This window comes from Paenirhodobacter sp. (assembly GCF_050177655.1).
GTDB lineage: Bacteria > Pseudomonadota > Alphaproteobacteria > Rhodobacterales > Rhodobacteraceae > Rhodobacter.
Map to the genome: position 1 here is coordinate 1 of NZ_JBFXGV010000031.1, position 18,367 is coordinate 18,367.

14 protein-coding genes and 1 tRNA gene are annotated in these 18,367 nt (G+C 66.9%); 6 read left to right on the forward strand and 9 right to left on the reverse strand.

The window, feature by feature from the left end; genetic code table 11:
• Together recG and AB7U46_RS11660 are read left to right on the forward strand one after the other, a co-directional pair.
• On the forward strand, positions 1–1,629 hold a 1,629-nt coding region (gene recG / locus AB7U46_RS11655; RefSeq protein ID WP_428337146.1), incomplete at its 5' end, for an ATP-dependent DNA helicase RecG.
• A 76-nt stretch (positions 1,630–1,705) separates the two neighbouring features.
• Positions 1,706–1,828 (forward strand): hypothetical protein, encoded by a 123-nt coding sequence (locus AB7U46_RS11660; RefSeq protein ID WP_428337147.1) that lies wholly within the window; start codon positions 1,706–1,708, stop codon positions 1,826–1,828.
• Positions 1,829–1,952: 124 nt separating this feature from the next.
• Here the strand turns inward: AB7U46_RS11660 and AB7U46_RS11665 are convergent, their stop codons facing one another.
• The gene (locus AB7U46_RS11665; protein ID WP_428337148.1) at positions 1,953–3,356 is read right to left on the reverse strand and encodes a methyl-accepting chemotaxis protein; all 1,404 of its coding nucleotides are present in this window, start codon (positions 3,354–3,356) and stop codon (positions 1,953–1,955) included.
• A 55-nt stretch (positions 3,357–3,411) separates the two neighbouring features.
• A complete protein-coding gene (locus AB7U46_RS11670) occupies positions 3,412–3,849 on the reverse strand; it encodes an iron-sulfur cluster assembly scaffold protein (protein WP_428337149.1) in 438 nt (145 codons plus the stop codon).
• Between the two features lie 61 nt (positions 3,850–3,910).
• Here AB7U46_RS11670 and hisI point away from each other — a divergent pair, with 61 nt between their 5' ends.
• Positions 3,911–4,276, forward strand: coding sequence for a phosphoribosyl-AMP cyclohydrolase (gene hisI, locus AB7U46_RS11675; RefSeq protein ID WP_428337150.1), 366 nt, complete (start codon positions 3,911–3,913; stop codon positions 4,274–4,276).
• Here the strand turns inward: hisI and gluQRS are convergent.
• The 7 genes from gluQRS to AB7U46_RS11710 all read right to left on the reverse strand — a co-directional run bounded on the left by gluQRS (position 4,260) and on the right by AB7U46_RS11710 (position 11,634).
• On the reverse strand, positions 4,260–5,108 hold the full coding sequence (gene gluQRS / locus AB7U46_RS11680; protein WP_428337151.1) for a tRNA glutamyl-Q(34) synthetase GluQRS: 849 nt from the start codon (positions 5,106–5,108) through the stop codon (positions 4,260–4,262). The genes hisI and gluQRS overlap by 17 nt on opposite strands.
• Position 5,109: 1 nt before the next feature.
• Positions 5,110–6,450 (reverse strand): methylenetetrahydrofolate--tRNA-(uracil(54)-C(5))-methyltransferase (FADH(2)-oxidizing) TrmFO, encoded by a 1,341-nt coding sequence (gene trmFO / locus AB7U46_RS11685; protein ID WP_428337152.1) that lies wholly within the window; start codon positions 6,448–6,450, stop codon positions 5,110–5,112.
• Positions 6,451–6,492: 42 nt separating this feature from the next.
• The gene (locus tag AB7U46_RS11690) at positions 6,493–6,843 is read right to left on the reverse strand and encodes a DUF6614 family protein (RefSeq protein WP_428337153.1); all 351 of its coding nucleotides are present in this window, start codon (positions 6,841–6,843) and stop codon (positions 6,493–6,495) included.
• A gap of 70 nt (positions 6,844–6,913) precedes the next feature.
• Positions 6,914–7,615 (reverse strand): hypothetical protein, encoded by a 702-nt coding sequence (locus AB7U46_RS11695; protein WP_428337154.1) that lies wholly within the window; start codon positions 7,613–7,615, stop codon positions 6,914–6,916.
• A gap of 10 nt (positions 7,616–7,625) precedes the next feature.
• Positions 7,626–10,388 (reverse strand): DNA gyrase subunit A, encoded by a 2,763-nt coding sequence (gene gyrA / locus AB7U46_RS11700; RefSeq protein ID WP_428337155.1) that lies wholly within the window; start codon positions 10,386–10,388, stop codon positions 7,626–7,628.
• 176 nt (positions 10,389–10,564) lie between these two features.
• On the reverse strand, positions 10,565–11,056 hold the full coding sequence (locus AB7U46_RS11705) for a disulfide bond formation protein B (protein ID WP_428337156.1): 492 nt from the start codon (positions 11,054–11,056) through the stop codon (positions 10,565–10,567).
• The gene (locus AB7U46_RS11710; protein ID WP_428337157.1) at positions 11,056–11,634 is read right to left on the reverse strand and encodes a YqaA family protein; all 579 of its coding nucleotides are present in this window, start codon (positions 11,632–11,634) and stop codon (positions 11,056–11,058) included. The genes AB7U46_RS11705 and AB7U46_RS11710 overlap by 1 nt, the downstream gene beginning before the upstream one ends.
• A 147-nt stretch (positions 11,635–11,781) precedes the next feature.
• Here AB7U46_RS11710 and ypfJ point away from each other — a divergent pair, with 147 nt between their 5' ends.
• The 3 genes from ypfJ to AB7U46_RS11725 all read left to right on the forward strand — a co-directional run bounded on the left by ypfJ (position 11,782) and on the right by AB7U46_RS11725 (position 18,191).
• Positions 11,782–12,642 (forward strand): KPN_02809 family neutral zinc metallopeptidase, encoded by an 861-nt coding sequence (gene ypfJ, locus AB7U46_RS11715; RefSeq protein WP_428337158.1) that lies wholly within the window; start codon positions 11,782–11,784, stop codon positions 12,640–12,642.
• 68 nt (positions 12,643–12,710) lie between these two features.
• Positions 12,711–12,794: transfer RNA gene (locus AB7U46_RS11720), tRNA-Leu, on the forward strand.
• An 822-nt stretch (positions 12,795–13,616) separates the two neighbouring features.
• A complete protein-coding gene (locus tag AB7U46_RS11725; RefSeq protein WP_428337159.1) occupies positions 13,617–18,191 on the forward strand; it encodes a Hint domain-containing protein in 4,575 nt (1,524 codons plus the stop codon).
• Positions 18,192–18,367 lie beyond the last annotated feature (176 nt).

The following is an 18,367-nucleotide window of genomic DNA, read 5'->3' on the forward strand; positions in this document are numbered from 1 at the left end:
TATCCGCTTGGCGCAGGTGTCACGCAGCGGGTGATGGCGAAGGCGGTGGAGGGATCGCTCGCGCGGCTGCCCGATCTTGCCGAATGGATCGACCCCTCGCTGAAGGCGCGCGAGAAATGGCCCGATTGGGCGGCGGCGCTGCGCGCGGCCCATGCGCCCCAGGCGCTGGCCGATCTCGCGCCCGAGGCGCCGGCGCGCGCGCGGCTTGCCTATGACGAGCTTTTTGCGCATCAGCTCACCTTGGCGCTCGCGCGGCAACAGCAGCGGCGCGCGAAGGGGCGGGAAACGCAGGGCACCGGCGTTCTGGCCGGTAAAGTCTTGAAATCTCTTCCCTTCGCTCCGACCGCGGCACAGCTGCGCGCGGTCGAGGAGATCCGCGCCGACATGGCCGGGCCGCGGCGGATGAACCGGCTGCTGCAAGGCGACGTCGGCTCGGGCAAGACGCTCGTCGCCTTTCTCGCGCTGATCGCGGCGGTCGAGGCGGGCGGGCAGGGCGTGATGATGGCGCCGACCGAGATCCTCGCGCGGCAGCATTTCCTGGGCCTCGCCGATCTGGCAGCCTCGGCCGGGGTGCGGCTCGAGGTGCTGACCGGGCGCGACGGGGGCGCCGAGCGCGCGGCGAAGCTTGTCGATCTGGCCGAGGGGCGGATCGACATCCTCGTCGGCACCCATGCGGTGTTTCAGAAGGACGTCGCCTTTCACGACCTGCGCCTCGTCATCATCGACGAGCAGCACCGCTTCGGTGTGACCCAGCGGATGGAACTGGGCGCCAAGGGCGAGGCGGCCGATGTGCTGGTGATGACCGCGACGCCGATCCCGCGTTCGCTCGCGCTCACGCAATATGGCGATCTCGACGTCAGCCTGCTCGACGAGAAGCCGCCCGGCCGCAAGCCGGTGAAGACCGCGCTGATCTCGACCGGCCGGATCGAGGAGGTCGTCGGCCATCTGCGCCGCGCGGTGGGCGAGGGGCGGCAGGCCTATTGGGTCTGCCCGCTCGTCGAGGAAAGCGAGCGCGTCGATCTCGCCTCGGCCGAGGAGCGGTTTCGTACCCTGCGCGCGGCGCTTGGCGAGGGGGTGGTCGGGCTTGTCCATGGCCAGATGCCGGTCGCGGAAAAGGATGCGGCGATGGCGGATTTCGTCGCCGGGCGGACGCGCGTTCTGGTTGCGACCACGGTGATCGAGGTGGGCGTGAACGTGCCGAATGCCTCGATCATGGTGATCGAGCGGGCGGAAAGCTTCGGCCTTGCGCAGCTGCACCAGCTGCGCGGGCGGGTCGGGCGCGGCTCGGCGGAGGCGACCTGCCTCATGCTCTATCAGCCGCCCCTGTCGCAAACCGGCGAGCGGCGCCTCGCGATCCTGCGCGAGAGCGAGGATGGGTTCCGCATCGCGGAAGAGGATCTCGCGATGCGCGGGGCGGGGGATGTGATCGGCACCGCGCAATCGGGCCTGCCGCGGTTCCGGATCGCCGATCTCGAACGGCAGGCGGGGCTGATGGCGGTGGCGCAAAGCGATGTACGCGCGCTGCTGACGACCGATCCGGGGTTGACGGGGCCGCGCGGGCAGGCGGCGCGGGTGCTGCTCTGGCTGATGGAGCAGGATCGGGCGATTCGCCTGATCGAGGTCGGCTAGCAGAATGTTCCTAAAAAGTTCTTTACAGCGCGTCCTGAATATGAGAACAAAGTAGCAACAGAAAGGGAGACCCGCGATGACCAAGACTTTGACCGCTCTGATCGGCCGCGATGCCACCCATCTCGCGCAGGACGCGCTCGGCGCGCTCTCGCTCTGCATCACTTTCGTCGCCGTGCTCTATCTGCCCGGCCTGTTCTGATTTCACGCTCACTGCCTCGCGCTTTCGGTCGCCGCTGTCCCCGGTGGCGACCCGCCTGTCCTGAGGGGTTCGCCCCCGAAAGCGCAAACCTGATGCCGCCATCCCCGGATGGCGGCTTTTTTCTTCAGAACCGATAGGCGAGGCGCAGCCCGCCCCAGTGGCGCCCCTCGACCAGGATCGGGGCGGAGAGATCCTTCATCAGCACGAATTGCCCGCCGCCCATGTCGCGCCGGTAGATCTGCAGCACGAAAGGCGCGGTCGAGCGCCCCGCGCGCAGCCCGACGCGGTCGTCGAAGATGCGCCGGTTGCGGCAGTTCGCGGCGTTCCAGACCGGATCGTCGCCCTGCGGCTGGGAGAACTTGCGATTATGTGTCGGAAGATAGCCGTTGCGGTCGACCGCCGCGCAGAACACGATCGCCGGGTCGGAGGTGAGCACCGCCTCTTGCACCTCGGGCAGGACAGTATCGGTGAACCGGGTGAAGGGGGCCATCACCTGTTGCGGATCAGTGCCGGGGATCGGTTCGTAGCGTTGGTCGAACAGCGCCTGGGCCGAGATCTTCCCCTCGCGGATGCCGCGGGCAAAGAGCTCGCCGATCCGGCGCGCCTGCTCCCTGACCTGCGCGATGCGGGCGCCATCGGCGATCGCCCCGCCCATCTGCACCGAATCCTGCACGATCGCCTCGCCCGCGGCGATCAGCGAATGGGTCTTGCCCTGCGCGGTGGCGACGTCGGCCGCATTGCCGCGCATCCCCTCCGCCATCCGCGCGAAGGCGGGCGCGAACCGCGCATTGGCGCCGCGCACCATCTCCGCGCGCTCGGCGATCTCCTGCACCGCGGCGCGCGTTTCGGCGGTGCTGCGCGTCATCCGGCCAAGCCCGTCATCGGTCTGCGCGGCGGTCGAGAGCACCGCGCTCGCGTCATCGGCGATCGTCTCCGCCTCCTCGCGCAGCTTGCTCATCGAGCCGTTCAGCTCACCCACCGCGCGCCCGATCCGCTCCGCCGCGCCGCCGGTCTTCTGCGAAAGCTCGTTGATCGCCTCCGCCACCACGGCGAAACCGCGCCCGGAATCGCCCGCGCGCGCGGCCTCGATCTTCGCGTTGATCGCGAGGATGTTGATCTGCGTCGCGATCGAGCGGATTTCGGCGTTTTCCGAATGCACCGTGGCGAGGGTCGAACTCACCGCCGCCATCCGCGCGATCGCCGATTGCACCCATCCCGCGACCTTCTGCGCATGCGCCCCGGTCTGGCGCAGCTGCCGGATCGTCTCCTCCACCGCCTCGCTGGTGCCGGCGGCGGATTTGGCAACCGTCTCCACCCCGGCGATCACCCGCTGGTTCGCGCCCTGCACGGTTTCGGCCGCGCCCTGCGCCTCGCGCAGGAGCGCAAGCTGCGCCTGCGCCGTCGCGGCAAGCGTATCGAGCGCCCCGGCGACATCGACGATATCACGCCCCAGCAGCAGCGCCTCATTGGCGATCCGGTCGAGCAGCGTGCCGGAGGCCGCCTCGGGCATCGGGGCTAGGTTGTTCATGCGCGCTCCATGCGGCTGGTTCGCAGCAGAATCGCATGGCGGATTTACGATCGGGTTAACGCGCGCCTTCGCCGTCGAGCGCCTCGAGTGTCGCCTCGGGCGCAAGAAGGATCGAGGCATGCCGGTTGGGATAGTCGCGCGCGGCCTGCAGCACTTCGTAATCGCCGAAAGGGGCCGCGGGCACCGGCCCACCCTTGAGCATCGCGGCCAGCTCGTCGCGCAAGCGCGCCACCTGATCGCGGGTGCAGCCGATCACCTGCGCGCCGAAGATCGCGGCCGAGGCTTGCCCCAGCGCACAGGCATGCACCGTCTGGCTGAAGGCGCTGATCTTGCCGTTTTCCTCCGCGAGCGCGACGGAGACGGTCGAGCCGCAAAGCGGCGCGCGGCGGTTCGCGCGCAGCGGCGCTTCGGGGAGCGGCGCGGTATGCGGGATGTCGGCCGCGAGCGCGAGGATGCGCTGCGAATAGAGCTTGAAGAGATCGGTGTCGCTCATGGCTTTTCCCCCGGGGCGTCGCGCGTTAGATAGGGCCGTTGCGCCCCGGAGGAAAGCCCAAGTGACCCAGACATTCGATCCCGCCAGCCTGACTTACGACGCGAACGGCCTGATCCCGGCGATCGCGCAGGATCACGCCACGGGCGAGGTGCTGATGCTCGCCTGGATGAACGCGGAAAGCATCGCGCGCACGCTCGCGACCGGGCAGGTGACCTATTGGAGCCGCTCGCGTCAGGGGTTCTGGGCCAAGGGCGAGACCTCGGGCCATGTGCAGCGGCTGGTCGAGATGCGGATCGACTGCGATCGCGATTGCCTCTTGATGCTGGTCGATCAGGTGGGGCCGGCCTGCCACACGAACCGGCGCTCGTGCTTCTATACCGCGTTGCGCGAGGGGGCCGAGGTCGAGATCCTCAAGCCAATGGTGTGAGCCCGACCATCCGGCGGATATCGTCGGGCGTGGCGCCTTCCGTGCGGTATTTCGCCAGCGCGCGGGCGTCGTCGCGCTTGGCCAGACGCTTGCCGTGTTCGTCTCGGATTAGATCATGATGGCAATAGGTTGGCGTCGGAAGTTCAAGTAACTTCTGAAGTGTGACATGGATCGCCGTCGCCTCGAACAGGTCTTCGCCGCGGGTCACCAGCGTCACCCCCTGCGCGGCGTCGTCGAGCACGACCGAGAGGTGGTAGGAGGTGCCCATCTCGCGCCGGGCCAGCACGATGTCGCCCACCTCGCGGATCATCCGCTCGCGGGTGATGTGGTGAATGCCGCGATGCGCGGGGCCGATCTCCTCGAAGCTGCAATCGCAGGCGGCGCGGTCCATGCGCAGGCGCAGCGCGGCCTGTGGCAGCGGCTGGCCGGGGTGATGGGCGCCACGCTCGCGGCAGGTGCCGGGATAGACGATTCCGTCGGGGCCGAGGGGCACGCCTTCCTGCGGTGCGGAGGCGGCCGCCTCGATGTCGCGACGGCTGCAGGAACAGGCGAAGAGAAGATCTCTTTCCCAAAGAGTTTCAAGAGCTTGTCTGTAGATGTTGAGGCGTTCCGACTGCCGCATCACCGGCCCATCCCAGCTCAGGCCGAGCCAGCGCAGATCGTCGTAGATCTGCGCTTCCCATTCGGGTTTCGAGCGCTGGCGGTCGATATCCTCGATCCGCAGCAGGAACTTGCCCCCCGCGGCGCGCGCCATGTCATGGGCCAGGATCGCACTATAGGCATGGCCGAGGTGGAGTGGCCCGGTGGGCGATGGCGCGAACCGGGTGATCACCTCAGCTTTGCCCCGCAAGCCACTGATTGAATGACTCTTTTGCGCGGTCTGTGTAGCCCTTGTAACGGTCCTTGCGGCCCTTGCGGCCACCGCGCGCCTCTTCGAGCGGCGGGAACAGGCCGAAATTCACGTTCATCGGCTGGAAGGTCTTCGCCTCGGCGCCGCCGGTGATGTGGTTCACGAGGCTCCCCATCGCGGTTTCGGGCGCGGGCGGCGGCAGGGTGCCGCCCCTGATCTCGGCGGCGGCCATGCGCCCGGCGAGGAGGCCCATCGACGCGCTTTCGACATAGCCTTCGACGCCGGTGATCTGACCGGCGAAGCGCACCGATGGGCGCATGCGCAGGCGCATCTGATCGTCGAGCAGCGTCGGCGAGTTGATGAACGTGTTGCGATGGATCCCGCCCAGACGCGCGAAGGATGCCTCCTGCAATCCCGGAATCATTTTGAAAACAGAGGTTTGCGCGCCATACTTCATCTTCGTCTGGAAGCCGACGATATTGTAGAGCGTGCCGAGCGCATTGTCGCGGCGCAGCTGCACCACGGCATAGGCCTTTTCCTCGGGCTTGTGCGCATTGGTCAGGCCGACGGGCTTCATCGGCCCGTGGCGCAGCGTCTCGCGGCCGCGTTCCGCCATCACCTCGATCGGCAGGCAGCCGTCGAAATAGCTGGCGGTTTCGCCCTCGTGGAACTCGGCCTTTTCCGCCGCCATCAGCGCGTCGATGAAGGCCTCGTATTCCGGCTTCGTCATCGGGCAGTTGATATAGGCGGTGCGCTCCTCCTCGGTCTCGCCCTTGTCGTAGCGGCTCTGCCGCCAGGCGATGTCCATGTCGATCGTCTCGGCATAGACGATCGGCGCGATCGCGTCGAAGAAGGCGAGGCTCTCGGCGCCGGTCGCGGCACGGATGCTTTCGGCCAGCGCGCCGGAGGTCAGCGGGCCGGTCGCGACGATCCAGTGACCACTTGAAGGAAGCTCCGTAACCTCTTCTTCGGAAAAGGAAATCAGAGGATTATTGCGCAGCGCTTCGGTCACCGCCTGGGAAAAGGCGTCGCGGTCGACGGCGAGCGCGCCGCCCGCCGGAAGCTGATGCCGGTCGGCCATCTGCATGATGAGCCCGCCCGCCGCGCGCATCTCCCAATGCAGGAGACCCACGGCGTTGCGCTCGTCGTCATCCGAACGGAAGGAGTTCGAGCAGACCATTTCGGCGAAATCGCCGGTGCGATGCGCGAAGGTGGCGACCTTCGGGCGCATTTCGTGCAGAACGACCGGAACCCCGGCCTCGGCCGCCTGCCAGGCGGCCTCCGACCCGGCCATGCCGCCGCCGATGATGTGAAGCGTTTCCATGGCGCCTGATAGCGCCCCCGCCGCCGCGTTGCAATCGGGGCGTCAGATCAGCGCGATGCGTTCGCGCCGCTCCGGGTCGGGATAGGGGCGGTAGAGCCCCATCTCGACATGGCCGAGCATGCCGTGGAGCAGGTCGTAATGGCGATGTTCGCCATCCGAGAACTTGCCGACCGCGCGGAAGGCCGCCTCGAGCCCGGCGAGGTCGGTCACCTCGATCTCCAGCAGGAATTCGGGATGCGGGCCGGAGGCGAGGCCGAGCTTGCGCCGCATCAGCCGCCAGTCGTCGATCAACCCGCGGCCGCGCAGCTCACCCATCCATTGCTCGACCGCGGAGGCGAAGGCGAGGGCCTTCGCATCGCTCTTGAGCTCGATCATGCAGTGATAGAGGTTCATGCCATCTCACCTTCGGGGGAACCCGTTCGGGGAGATCAAAGCATGAACCTCTTGCGATAGGCTTAACGCCTCAGAACGCCGGCACGAAATCCATGAAGCCGCGCTTGGCGAAGGTCGCGCCCTGGTTCGACCCGAAGGTCGCCTTGAAGCCGAGGCCGATATAGCTTTCGGCCGGCATGCCGACGCCATCGACGAAGCCGAACTCGCCGGTCATCTTCATGCCCGGGGTGACCTCGTAGCCCGCGGTCGCGGCATAGCGCGACATGTTCTCGCCCTGGCTGCGGAAGCCTTCGAGCCGGCCGCCCAGATCGAAGCGGTCGTTCATGCTGTAGGCGCCGCGCAGCGACAGCCCGTTCGCATCGGCGCCCCGGCCGTCGACATGGGTCAGCGCGGCGTCATAGCCGATCGCGCCGATCTGACCGGCGCCCTCGAGCCCGTAGAACTCGATGCCGCGGCCCTCGACCCAGTCCTTGCCGGCGAAGAAGCCGACGGCGGCCCCATTGCCCGGGCGCGCGATCGCATGCAGCGTCAGGCCCTGGGAATCGTAGTTGGTGCCGTTGAGGTAGCGCATCGCCATGTCGCCCTGCATCGAGAAGGCGGGGCCGAAGGAATATTCCATCGAGCCGCCGAGCTCCGACTTGTTGGCGCCGCCCATGCCGTTCTCGGCAAGGCCGGTGTAGTCATAGCCGACCGAGGCGCCCGTCACCTCGGCCAGCGCGCCGATCGGCGCGGAGAAGGCGGCAATAACCGCCGCAAGAACCAGTTTCTGCATCATTTGCCTCTCAGTTTTCCCCGTTTTCCGGGGGATTGTTGTCGGCCTCGTCGTCGCCCTGATCGGCGACACGGGCCACGGTGACGACTTCCTCGTCGGCACCGGTATTGAACACCTTGACCCCACCCGCCGAGCGCGAGCGGAAGGAAATGCCCGCGACCGGGCAGCGGATCGACTGGCCCGTCGAGGTGGCGAGCATGATCTGATCGCTGTCCTCGACCGGGAAGGAGGCCACGAGCGGCCCGCCCGGCATCCGCTTGTCGAAAGCGGTGACGCCCTGGCCGCCGCGCCCGCGCACGGGGTAGTCGTGGCTCGAGGAGATCTTGCCGAGCCCCTTCGCCGTCACCGTCAGAATCAGATCCTGCGCGGCGAGCATTTCGCCGTAGCGCGCCTCGGAGAGCGTGCCCTCGGTCGTGGCCTCGTCCTCGTCCGCCTCGACCTCGGCCTCCTCGATCTGGTCCTCGGCGCCATGCTCCGCGCGGTAGCGGCGGATGAAGGCGGCGCGTTCCCAGGGTTCGGCCTCGAAATGGCGGATCACCGACATCGAGACGACCTTGTCGCCCGCTGCCAGCCGCACGCCGCGCACCCCGGTCGAGGAGCGGCCCTTGAACACGCGCACCTCGGGGACGGGGAAGCGGATCGCGCGGCCCCCGGCCATCACCAGCATGATGTCGTCTTCCTCGGAACACATGCGGGTGTCGACCAGCGTCACCCCCTCGGGCAGCTCCATCGCGCGTTTGCCGTTGCGCATCACCTTGGCGAAGTCGGAGAGCGCATTGCGCCGCACGTCGCCATCCGAGGTGGCAAAGAAGACCTGATAGCCGTCCCATTCCTCCTCGGGCGCATCGACCGGCATCAGCGAGGCGATCGAGACGCCCTGCGGGATCGGCAGGATATTGACGATCGCCTTGCCCTTCGAGGTGCGCCCCGCCAGCGGCAGGCGCCAGCATTTCAGCGAATAGACCATGCCGTCGGTGGTGAAGAACAGAAGCTGGGTATGGGTGTTCGCGACGAAGAGGGTGGTGACGACGTCGTCCTCTTTCGTCGCCATCGAGGCGAGCCCCTTGCCGCCGCGGCGCTGTGCGCGGAACTCGACCAGCGGCGTGCGCTTGATATAGCCGCCCGAGGTGATGGTCACGACCATGTCCTCGCGCTCGATCAGATCCTCGTCGTCGAGATCGCCCGCCCAGTCGACGATCTCGGTGCGGCGCGGCACGGCGAAAAGCGCCTTCACCTCGCGCAGCTCGTCCGAGATGATCGCCATGATCCGCTCGCGCGAGCCGAGAATGTCGAGGTAATCGCGGATCTTCGCGGCAAGCTCGGCGAGCTCGTCGGTGACTTCCTTCACGCCAAGCTGGGTCAGCCGCTGCAGCCGCAGATCGAGGATCGCGCGCGCCTGGATCTCGCTCAGGTTATAGGTGCCGTCCGCGTTCATCTCGTGCAGCGGATCGTCGATCAGCCGGATGTAATCGGCGATCTCATGCGCGGGCCAGCGCCGCGTCATCAGCCGCTCGCGCGCCTCCGCCGCATCGGCCGATGAGCGGATCGTCGCCACGACCTCGTCGACGTTCGAAACGGCGACGGCGAGACCGCAAAGGATATGCGAGCGCTCGCGCGCCTTGCGCAGCTCGAACGCCGTGCGCCGCGCCACCACCTCCTCGCGGAAGGTGATGAAATGCGTAAGGAAATCGCGCAGCGTCAGCTGCTCGGGCCTCCCGCCGTTCAGCGCCAGCATGTTGCAGCCAAACGAGGTCTGCAGCGGGGTGAAACGGTAAAGCTGGTTCAGCACGACATCGGCCGTCGCGTCGCGCTTCAGCTCGATCACCACGCGCACGCCGACGCGGTCGCTTTCGTCGGCGATCGAGGAAATCCCCTCGAGCCGCTTGTCGCGGACAAGCTCGGCGATCTTCTCGATCATCGCCGCCTTGTTCACCTGATAGGGGATTTCGTCGACGATGATGGCGTGGCGGTCCTTGCGGATCTCCTCGATCCGGGTTTTCGCCCGGATGATGACCGAGCCGCGCCCCTCGAGATAGGCCTTGCGCGCACCGCCGCGGCCCATGATCTGCGCGCCCGTGGGGAAGTCGGGGGCGGGGACGATCTCCATGATCGCCTCGGTCGAGAGGTCGGGGTTTTCGATCAGCGCGAGCGTCGCGTCGACCACTTCGCCCAGGTTATGCGGCGGGATGTTCGTCGCCATGCCGACGGCGATGCCGCCCGCGCCATTGACGAGCATGTTCGGGAAACGCGCCGGCAGCACCGTCGGCTCGCGGTCCTTGCCGTCATAGTTGTCCTGGAAATCGACGGTTTCCTTGTCGATGTCGGCGAGCATGAAGGCCGAGGGCTTGTCCATGCGCACTTCGGTGTAGCGCATCGCCGCCGGGCTGTCGCCGTCCATCGAGCCGAAGTTGCCCTGACCGTCCAAGAGCTTGAGCGACATCGAGAAGGGCTGCGCCATGCGCACGAGCGCGTCGTAGATCGCCGCGTCGCCATGCGGGTGATACTTACCCATGACGTCGCCGACCGGACGCGCCGATTTGCGATAGGGCTTGTCATGGGTGTTGCCGGTCTCCTGCATCGCATAGAGGATGCGCCGGTGCACCGGTTTCAGACCGTCGCGCAGATCGGGGATCGCGCGCGAGACGATCACGCTCATCGCGTAATCGAGATAGGCGGTCTTCATCTCCTCGGCGATCGAGACCTGCGGCCCGTCATAGGTCGGGCGTTTCGGCTCTTCGGCAAGGGTTTCCGGTGTTTCGGGAGTATCGGTCACGCGCGTCGTCTTCTTCTAGATCTTGTTGGCGTCGTTATAGCCGATCCAACGCTTTGGGTGCAATCGCGAAGCGTCGGCACCGGTGGAAGGCGGCGGATGCCTACGGCGGGGATATTTTTCACTTTGGAAGGCGATCCGTTTCCAAAGTGAAAAATATCCCCGCCGGAGGCGAGAGTTCAGCGCCGGTAGGCCTTGAGATAGGCCGCGATCCAGAGCGCGGCGAAGACGGCGGAGGCCACGACGTTGAGGTTCGGCATCGTCACGCCGAACATCTGCCAGGCGATCTCGTCGCAGCGCACGAGGGGGGCGGCGTTGATCTGGGCGAGCAGATCCTGCGCCGAGAGGCTGCCGACCGGGCCGGAGGTGCAGGCGGTCGGCCCCTGGATCAGGTGGCGTTCGACGAGCGAGTGGTAGATCCCGATGCCGCCGGTCGTCAGGGCCGCCACCGCGCCGAAGGCGGCAAGCCGCAGCGGCAGCCGGAAGAGCAGGATCGCGCCGCCGAGCACCGCGGCCACGAGATGCGGCCAGCGCTGCGCGATGCAAAGCTCGCAAGGCGCGAAGCCCGCGGCCTGGAACGTCAGCGCGGCGGCCAGCACCGCGGCGGAGCCGCCCGCGGCGAGCGCGACGAGCATGCGCGGGGTGGTGAAGCGGTCGAGGAGGTCGGACATCAGAGATACCTCAGAACGTAGAAGCCGCCGATCAGCAGCACGACGAAAGCGATGAAGAGCGGGCCGAGCCAGCGCTCGATGAAGGCACGGATCGGCGCGCCGAATTTCCACAGCAGTGCCGCGACGACGAAGAAGCGCAGCGCGCGCGCCAGCACCGAGACCCCGAGGAAAAGCCCGAGGTTGAGATGTGTCGCCCCCGAGAAGATCGTGATCACCTTGTAGGGGAAAGGCGTGACCCCGGCGATCAGCACCGCCCAGCCGCCATAGTCGTTGAACCGCGCGGCGAGCTGGTCGAAAGCCTGCGCCTTGCCGTAGAATTCGAGGATCGGCATGCCCACCGTATCCATGAACCCATAGCCGATCGCGTAGCCGAGGCAGCCGCCGATCACCGAGGCGAGCGTGGCGAGCGCGGCGATGCGGAAGGCCTTCTCGCGCGCGGCCAGCACCATCGGGATCATCAGCACATCGGGCGGGATCGGGAAGACCGAGCTTTCGACGAAGGCCACCAGCGCCAGCGCCCACATCGCGTGGCGGTCGCCCGCCAGGCTCATCGTCCAGTCGTAAAGCCTGCGGATCATCTGCGGTCCTGTCGCTGCCCCTGCCGATGTCTCGCCGCTCCGCCCCGGCACGTCAAGCCGGACGGGGATGCAGGGCGGAGGTTTTCCCCTGTCCGCAGGGAACCGGGGGCGTTACTCTCGCATTCGTGACCAGTGGAGGGCGACGCGATGAAATGGCAGGGACGGCGCGGCAGCGACAATATCGAGGACCGGCGCCGGAGCGGTGGCGGCACGATGCGCGTCGGCGGGGCGGGCGGGCTTGGCCTGCTGGCGGTGGTGGTGATCGGCTATTTCCTCGGCTTCGACGTGACGCCGTTGCTCAACGGCATGGACCAGGGCTCGGGCCCGGTGGTGCAAAGCTCGGGCGAGCTTTCGGAAGAGGACCGGCAGATGGGCGATTTCGTCTCCGTCACGCTGGCCGACACCGAGGAGGTCTGGACCGACATTTTCCAAGACCAGCTCGGCCGGACCTATCACCCGGCGACGCTCGTGCTTTATTCCCAGGTGACGCAGTCGCCCTGCGGCTCGGCCTCGGGCGCGACCGGGCCGTTCTATTGCCCGAACGACAAGAAGGTCTATCTCGACACCGATTTCTTCACCACGCTCTCGCGCCAGCTCGGCGCCGGGGGCGATTTCGCCGCGGCCTATGTCGTCGCCCATGAGATCGGCCATCATGTGCAGGACGAGCTTGGCATCCTCGAGAAGGTGAACGCGATCCGCGCGCGTAGTTCGGAGGCGGAGAGCAACGCGCTTTCGGTGCGCATCGAGTTGCAGGCGGATTGTTTCGCCGGGATCTGGGCGCGCCATGCCGCCGAGCAGTTCGGCTCGATCGAGGCGGGCGACATCGCCGAGGCGATGAACGCGGCCGAGAAGATCGGCGACGACACGCTGCAGCGCAACGCCGGGCGCCGGCCGATGCCCGACAGCTTCACCCATGGCACCTCGGAGCAGCGCCAGAGCTGGTTCGCCACCGGCTTCCGCTCGGGCGATCTGAAAAGCTGCGACACGTTTTCCGCGCGCAAGCTGTGAATGCGGGGGCAGGGCGCCGCGCAGGGGCCTTGCCAGAACCCGGCGCCGCGGCTAGACGGGGTGCGCTGGCCCGAGTGGCGGAATGGTAGACGCAGGGGATTCAAAATCCTCCGCCGCAAGGCGTGCGAGTTCGAGTCTCGCCTCGGGCACCAGCTTTTCCAGACGATCCTTCCGCATTTCTGCGCCACCGCGCGCGCCGTCACGCGCGGATGCCGTCAGGGTTATCAAAATGTGATTCGGCGTGAGCGCTTCGGGGACGTTGAACAAATCCCGGACAATGCGCAGTTTGATCGCGCTTCGGCGACAATCGCGCCGCCCCGATTGTTCCACAATCTCGTCAGATTTGGTGCCGGTGCGGAAACCGGCGGCGGAAATTCTGGTTGCCAAATCGTAAACAGTGCCGCCCGGGTGCCGCGTCCGCGCCGCGCCGAAATTCGCTCGAAACGTGCTTAATCAGCGGTAAATGCGGTTTCCGGATCGTTTCCGGAAGGCTTTCCTGCCCAAACGTCACCCGGAACCCGAAACAATCCTGCGGCAAAGGTGGCGATATCCGGGCAAAGCGCGGCGGGAACATGGCGGAGCATGGCGCAAACGGGGCGAGAATGCGGCAGTTTCCCCTTTTCCGAGCGCCCCGGAAGACGGTATCAAATTGACGTGCCCTGCTGGGGGCTTGTGCGGCCGTGGGGGCGGCCAGTGAAGAGTTTGCATCTGCGGATGCGGTGAGTGGGAATGTGGTGCTGCCGTATCGGAACGATCTGCCGTTCCGGGATCTAAGGAAAATTCGGGATGACGAGACCGCGTTTCAGCGGAGAACGTCTTGCACCCTGCCTCACCGCACCCGTTTCGGGGCGGCTTTTCACATGTCGTTTGGCAGGTCGGTCCGGCCTGTCGGTATTTCAACTGGCGCTGCCCTTGCGCGCCGAATTTACGAGGCGCGCTGGCGGGTCGACCGCGGGCGGTGAGGAGAGGCTGCTATGACCCTGTTCTATTGTAACCACAACCCGGTGGCCCGGGACGACAGCGCCAGCACGGAATACAACCACTCGGTGACGATCAACGTTCTCGCGAACGACTACGATCCCGATTGCGGCGACAGGATTTCGGTCTACGGCACGCCGACCGCCTCGGACGGCACGGTCACGGTGAATGCCGACGGCACGATCACCTTCACCCCGGATGCGGGCTTCTCCGGCACGACCACGATCGAATACACGATCTCGGACGGGCACGGCGGCTATGACACGGCGACGGTCACCGTCTGCGTTTCCGATCCGCCCTCGGACGGCATCGTATCGGGCACCACGGGCGACGACCTGATCGACTACGATTACACCGGCGATCCCGAAGGCGACATGATCGACCACAACGATGCGATCCTGCCGGGCGAGACCGGCAACGACGACATCGTCAAGGCGGGCGCGGGCGACGACACCGTGCTGGCCGGGCTCGGCAATGACGAGGTCTATGGCGAGGATGGCAACGACCTGCTCGACGGCGGCGCGGGCGACGACTATCTGAGCGGCGGCGCGGGCGACGACACTTTCGTCGGCGGCGACGGCGACGACACCTTCCAGGGCGGCACCGGGCTCGACATCATCGACTACTCGAATTCCGACGCGGCGGTGAACGTCGATCTCTCGACCGGCGCGCTTTCGGGCGGTGACGCCGAGGGCGACGTGATCGCCGGCGGCGTCGACGGCGTGATCGGGTCGGATTACGGCGACAGCCTCGTCGGTTTCGACCACGAGGGCACCGATCCCTCCGACACCTATACCAACGTGTTCTACGGCGAGGGCGGCGACGACACGATCCTCGGCGCGGGCGGCGACGACAGCCTCTATGGCGGGGCCGACGACGACTCGATCGAGGGCGGCGACGGCAACGACTACATCGAGGGCGACGGCAGCACCGGCAGCGCCGACGCGGGGGACAGCAAGGATCTCACCGTCGACTGGCAGAAATTCGCGCAGAACTGCGGCAATATCACCAACGGTTCCTCCTACGACATGGGCGGCGTCTCGGTGACCTTCGGCTTCACCGCGCAGGATTACGGCGCCACCGCGACCTCGACGACCGACAGCCAATATGTCGAATCCGACGACGGGCTGAACGGTTCGGGCGGGCTGCGGCTTTACGGCTGCGGCGGCGAGGGCGGGGTCGACAATACCTCGACCACCACGCTGACCTTCGACTCGACCGATCCGGCCTATGAGAGCGCGGTCACCGACGTGACCTTCCGGCTCAACGACGTCGATCAGGGCAATTCGAGCGACTATCACCTCGATATCGTGACGATCCGGGCCTATGACGCGGACGGCAACCTGCTCGACGTGACGATCACCCCCGAGGGCACGCAGACGGTTTCGGGCGACACCGTCACCGGCACCGCGGTCGACACCGGCAACGGCACCCAGACCCAGCTCACCGCCTCGGGTTCGGTGCTCGTGCATGTCTCGGGCGAGGTCGCCCGGATCGAGATCGACTACGACAACGGCGGTCCGACCGATCAGGCGATCTATGTCACCGACATCAACTGTTCGACGGTTCCGGTCGAGGACGCCGGCGAGGAGGGCAATGACGTGCTCTCCGGCGGCGAAGGCGACGACACCATCCTCGGCCAGGGCGGCAACGACACGATCACCGGCGGCGCCGGCAACGACAACCTCTCGGGCGGGGCCGATCGCGACGTGATCCACGCCGGCGCGGGCGACGTGGTCGACGGCGGCTCGGAAGGCGACGACTACGACACGCTCGACCTCACCGGCGAGGGCCGCTACCGCGTGGTCAACACCACGACCGACAGCAACGGCAACGGGCTCGACGGCACCGTCGAATTCCTCGACAGCGACGGCAACGTCACCGGCACGCTCGATTTCACCGAGATCGAGAACATCACCGGCGATCCGCAGCTCGACGGCTGGGTCGAGGGCACCTCGGGCGACGATCTGATCGACACGAGCTATACCGGCGACCCGGAAGGCGACATGATCGACCACAACGACGCGATCCTCGACGATGATGCGCCGAACGACGACCGCGTGCTGGCGGGCGACGGCAACGACACCGTCTATGCCGGTCTGGGCGACGACACCGTCTGGGGCGAGGGTGGCGACGACGAGATCTATGGCGAGGATGGCGACGACAGCCTTTCCGGCGGCGAGGGCAACGACACGCTGCATGGCGGCGACGGCAATGACACGCTCGACGCGGGCGAGGGCCAGGACGTGCTCTACGGCGACGCGGGCGACGACCTGCTGATGGGCGGGCCGCAGGCGGATACGCTCGACGGCGGTGACGGCAACGACACGCTGATCGGCGGCAACGTCGCCGACAGCATGATCGGCGGCGCCGGCAACGACTACGCCGAGGGCGACAACGGCGACGACACGATCTTCGGCGGCGACGGCGACGACACGGTCTATGGCGGCGCGAACAACGACTATCTCGATGGCGGGCTCGGCGCCGACGTGCTCTCGGGCGGCGACGACCGCGACACCTTCACCGTCGGCTCGGCGGACGAGGGCATCGGCGACCAGATCGACGGCGGCGAGGGCGGCGACGACTACGACGTGCTCGACCTCACCGGTTCGGGCCCGGTGAACATCGACTACGATCCGAACAACCCGGAGAACGGCACCGTCAGCTTCCTCGATGACGAGGGCAACGTTCTCGGCACGCTCGATTTCGTCAATATCGAGAATGTCATCGTCGATCAGGGCGATGGCTGGGTCGAGGGGACGGACGGCGACGATCTGATCGACGTCGACTATACCGGCGATCCGGAAGGCGACATGATCGACCACAATGACGCGATCCTCGACGGCGACGCGCCGAACGACGACCGCGTGCTGGCGGGCGACGGCAACGACACCGTCTATGCCGGTGAAGGCGACGACACCGTCTGGGGCGAGGCCGGCGACGACGAACTCTATGGCGAGGATGGTAACGACAGCCTCTCCGGCGGCGACGGCAACGACACGCTGCATGGCGGTGCGGGCGACGATACGCTCGACGCGGGCCAGGGCGAGGACGTGCTTTACGGCGACGAGGGCAATGACGTCCTGATGGGCGGGCCGACCGATGACACGCTCGATGGCGGTTCCGGCGACGACACGCTGCTCGGTGGCAACGCGGCCGACAGCATCCTCGGCGGCGAGGGCAACGACTACGCCGAGGGCAACAACGGCAACGACTACATCAACACCTCGAACGGCGATTACGCGCCCGATCGCGGTTATCCGGGCCTCTTTGCCGGCGACACCGATCCGAACGACGATCTCGACACCGTCTATGGCGGCGACGGCAATGACACGATCATCACCGGCGACGACAACGACTATATCGACGGCGGCGCGGGCAATGACTCGATCGACGCGGGCTGCGACGACGACACCGTGCTCGGCGGCGAGGGCAACGACTACATCGTCGGTGCCGAGGGTTCCGACCTGATCGACGGCGGGGCCGGGGACGACACCATCTATGGCGGCCTTGCGCCGAACTACCCCGACTGGCTGAACGTGCCCGACGCCACCGATCTGCGCCCCGACAACGGCATGGACACGATCCACGGCGGCGACGGCAATGACGTGATCTATGGCGCCGACGACGACGATCAGCTCTATGGCGACGCCGGCGACGATTACATCGACGGCGGCATCGACGAGGACACGATCGAGGGCGGCACCGGCAACGACACGATCGTCGGCGGCGAGGGCGCGGACGTGCTCTCGGGCGGTGACGACCGCGACACCTTCACCGTCGGCTCGGCGGCGGAAGGCATCGGCGACGTGATCGACGGCGGCGAGGGCGGCGACGACTACGACACGCTCAACCTCACCGGCGCCGGCCCGCTGCGGGTGATCTACGACAGCAACAACCCCGAAAACGGTGTGGTGAACTTCCTTGACGCGAACCACAACGTCACCGGCACGCTGACCTTCTCGAACATCGAGAACGTCATCCCCTGCTTCACGCCGGGGACGCTTGTGGCGACGCCGAAGGGCGAGAAGCTGGTCGAAGAGCTGCGCGAAGGCGACAAGATCATCACCCGCGACAACGGCATCCAGGAGATCCGCTGGGTCGGCCGCCGCGACATGAGCCGCGCCGAACTGATCGCCGCGCCGCATCTGAAGCCGGTGCTGATCCAGGCGGGCTCGCTTGGCAACGGTCTGCCCGAGCGTGACATGCTGGTCTCGCCGAACCACCGGATGCTGGTCGCGAACGAACGCACCGCGCTCTACTTCGAGGAGCACGAGGTTCTCGTCGCCGCCAAGCACCTGGTCGACAACCGCGGCGTGAAGCCGGTGGAGACGCTGGGCACCAGCTACATCCACTTCATGTTCGACCGCCACGAGGTGCTGCTGGCGAACGGCGCCTGGACCGAAAGCTTCCAGCCGGGCGACATGACGCTGGGCGGGATGGGCAATGCGCAGCGCGCCGAGATCTTCGAGATCTTCCCCGAGCTGAAGACCCGCCAGGGCATCGACAGCTACGGCGCCGCGCGCAAGACGCTCAAGCGCCACGAGGCCGCGCTGCTGCTGCATCGCTGAGTGCACAGAATCTAGGCAACCGGCGCCCGGGAGAGATCCCGGGCGCTGACCTTGCGGAAGGTTCTTTTCTGAAAGCGGTGACAATCCGGGCGTGCCGCACGGATTGTTTCGCGTTTTTCGCGAATGCGTCAGGATTTCGCCGCAGGGCAGAAAAACATGCCTTTTTGCGGCAGCCT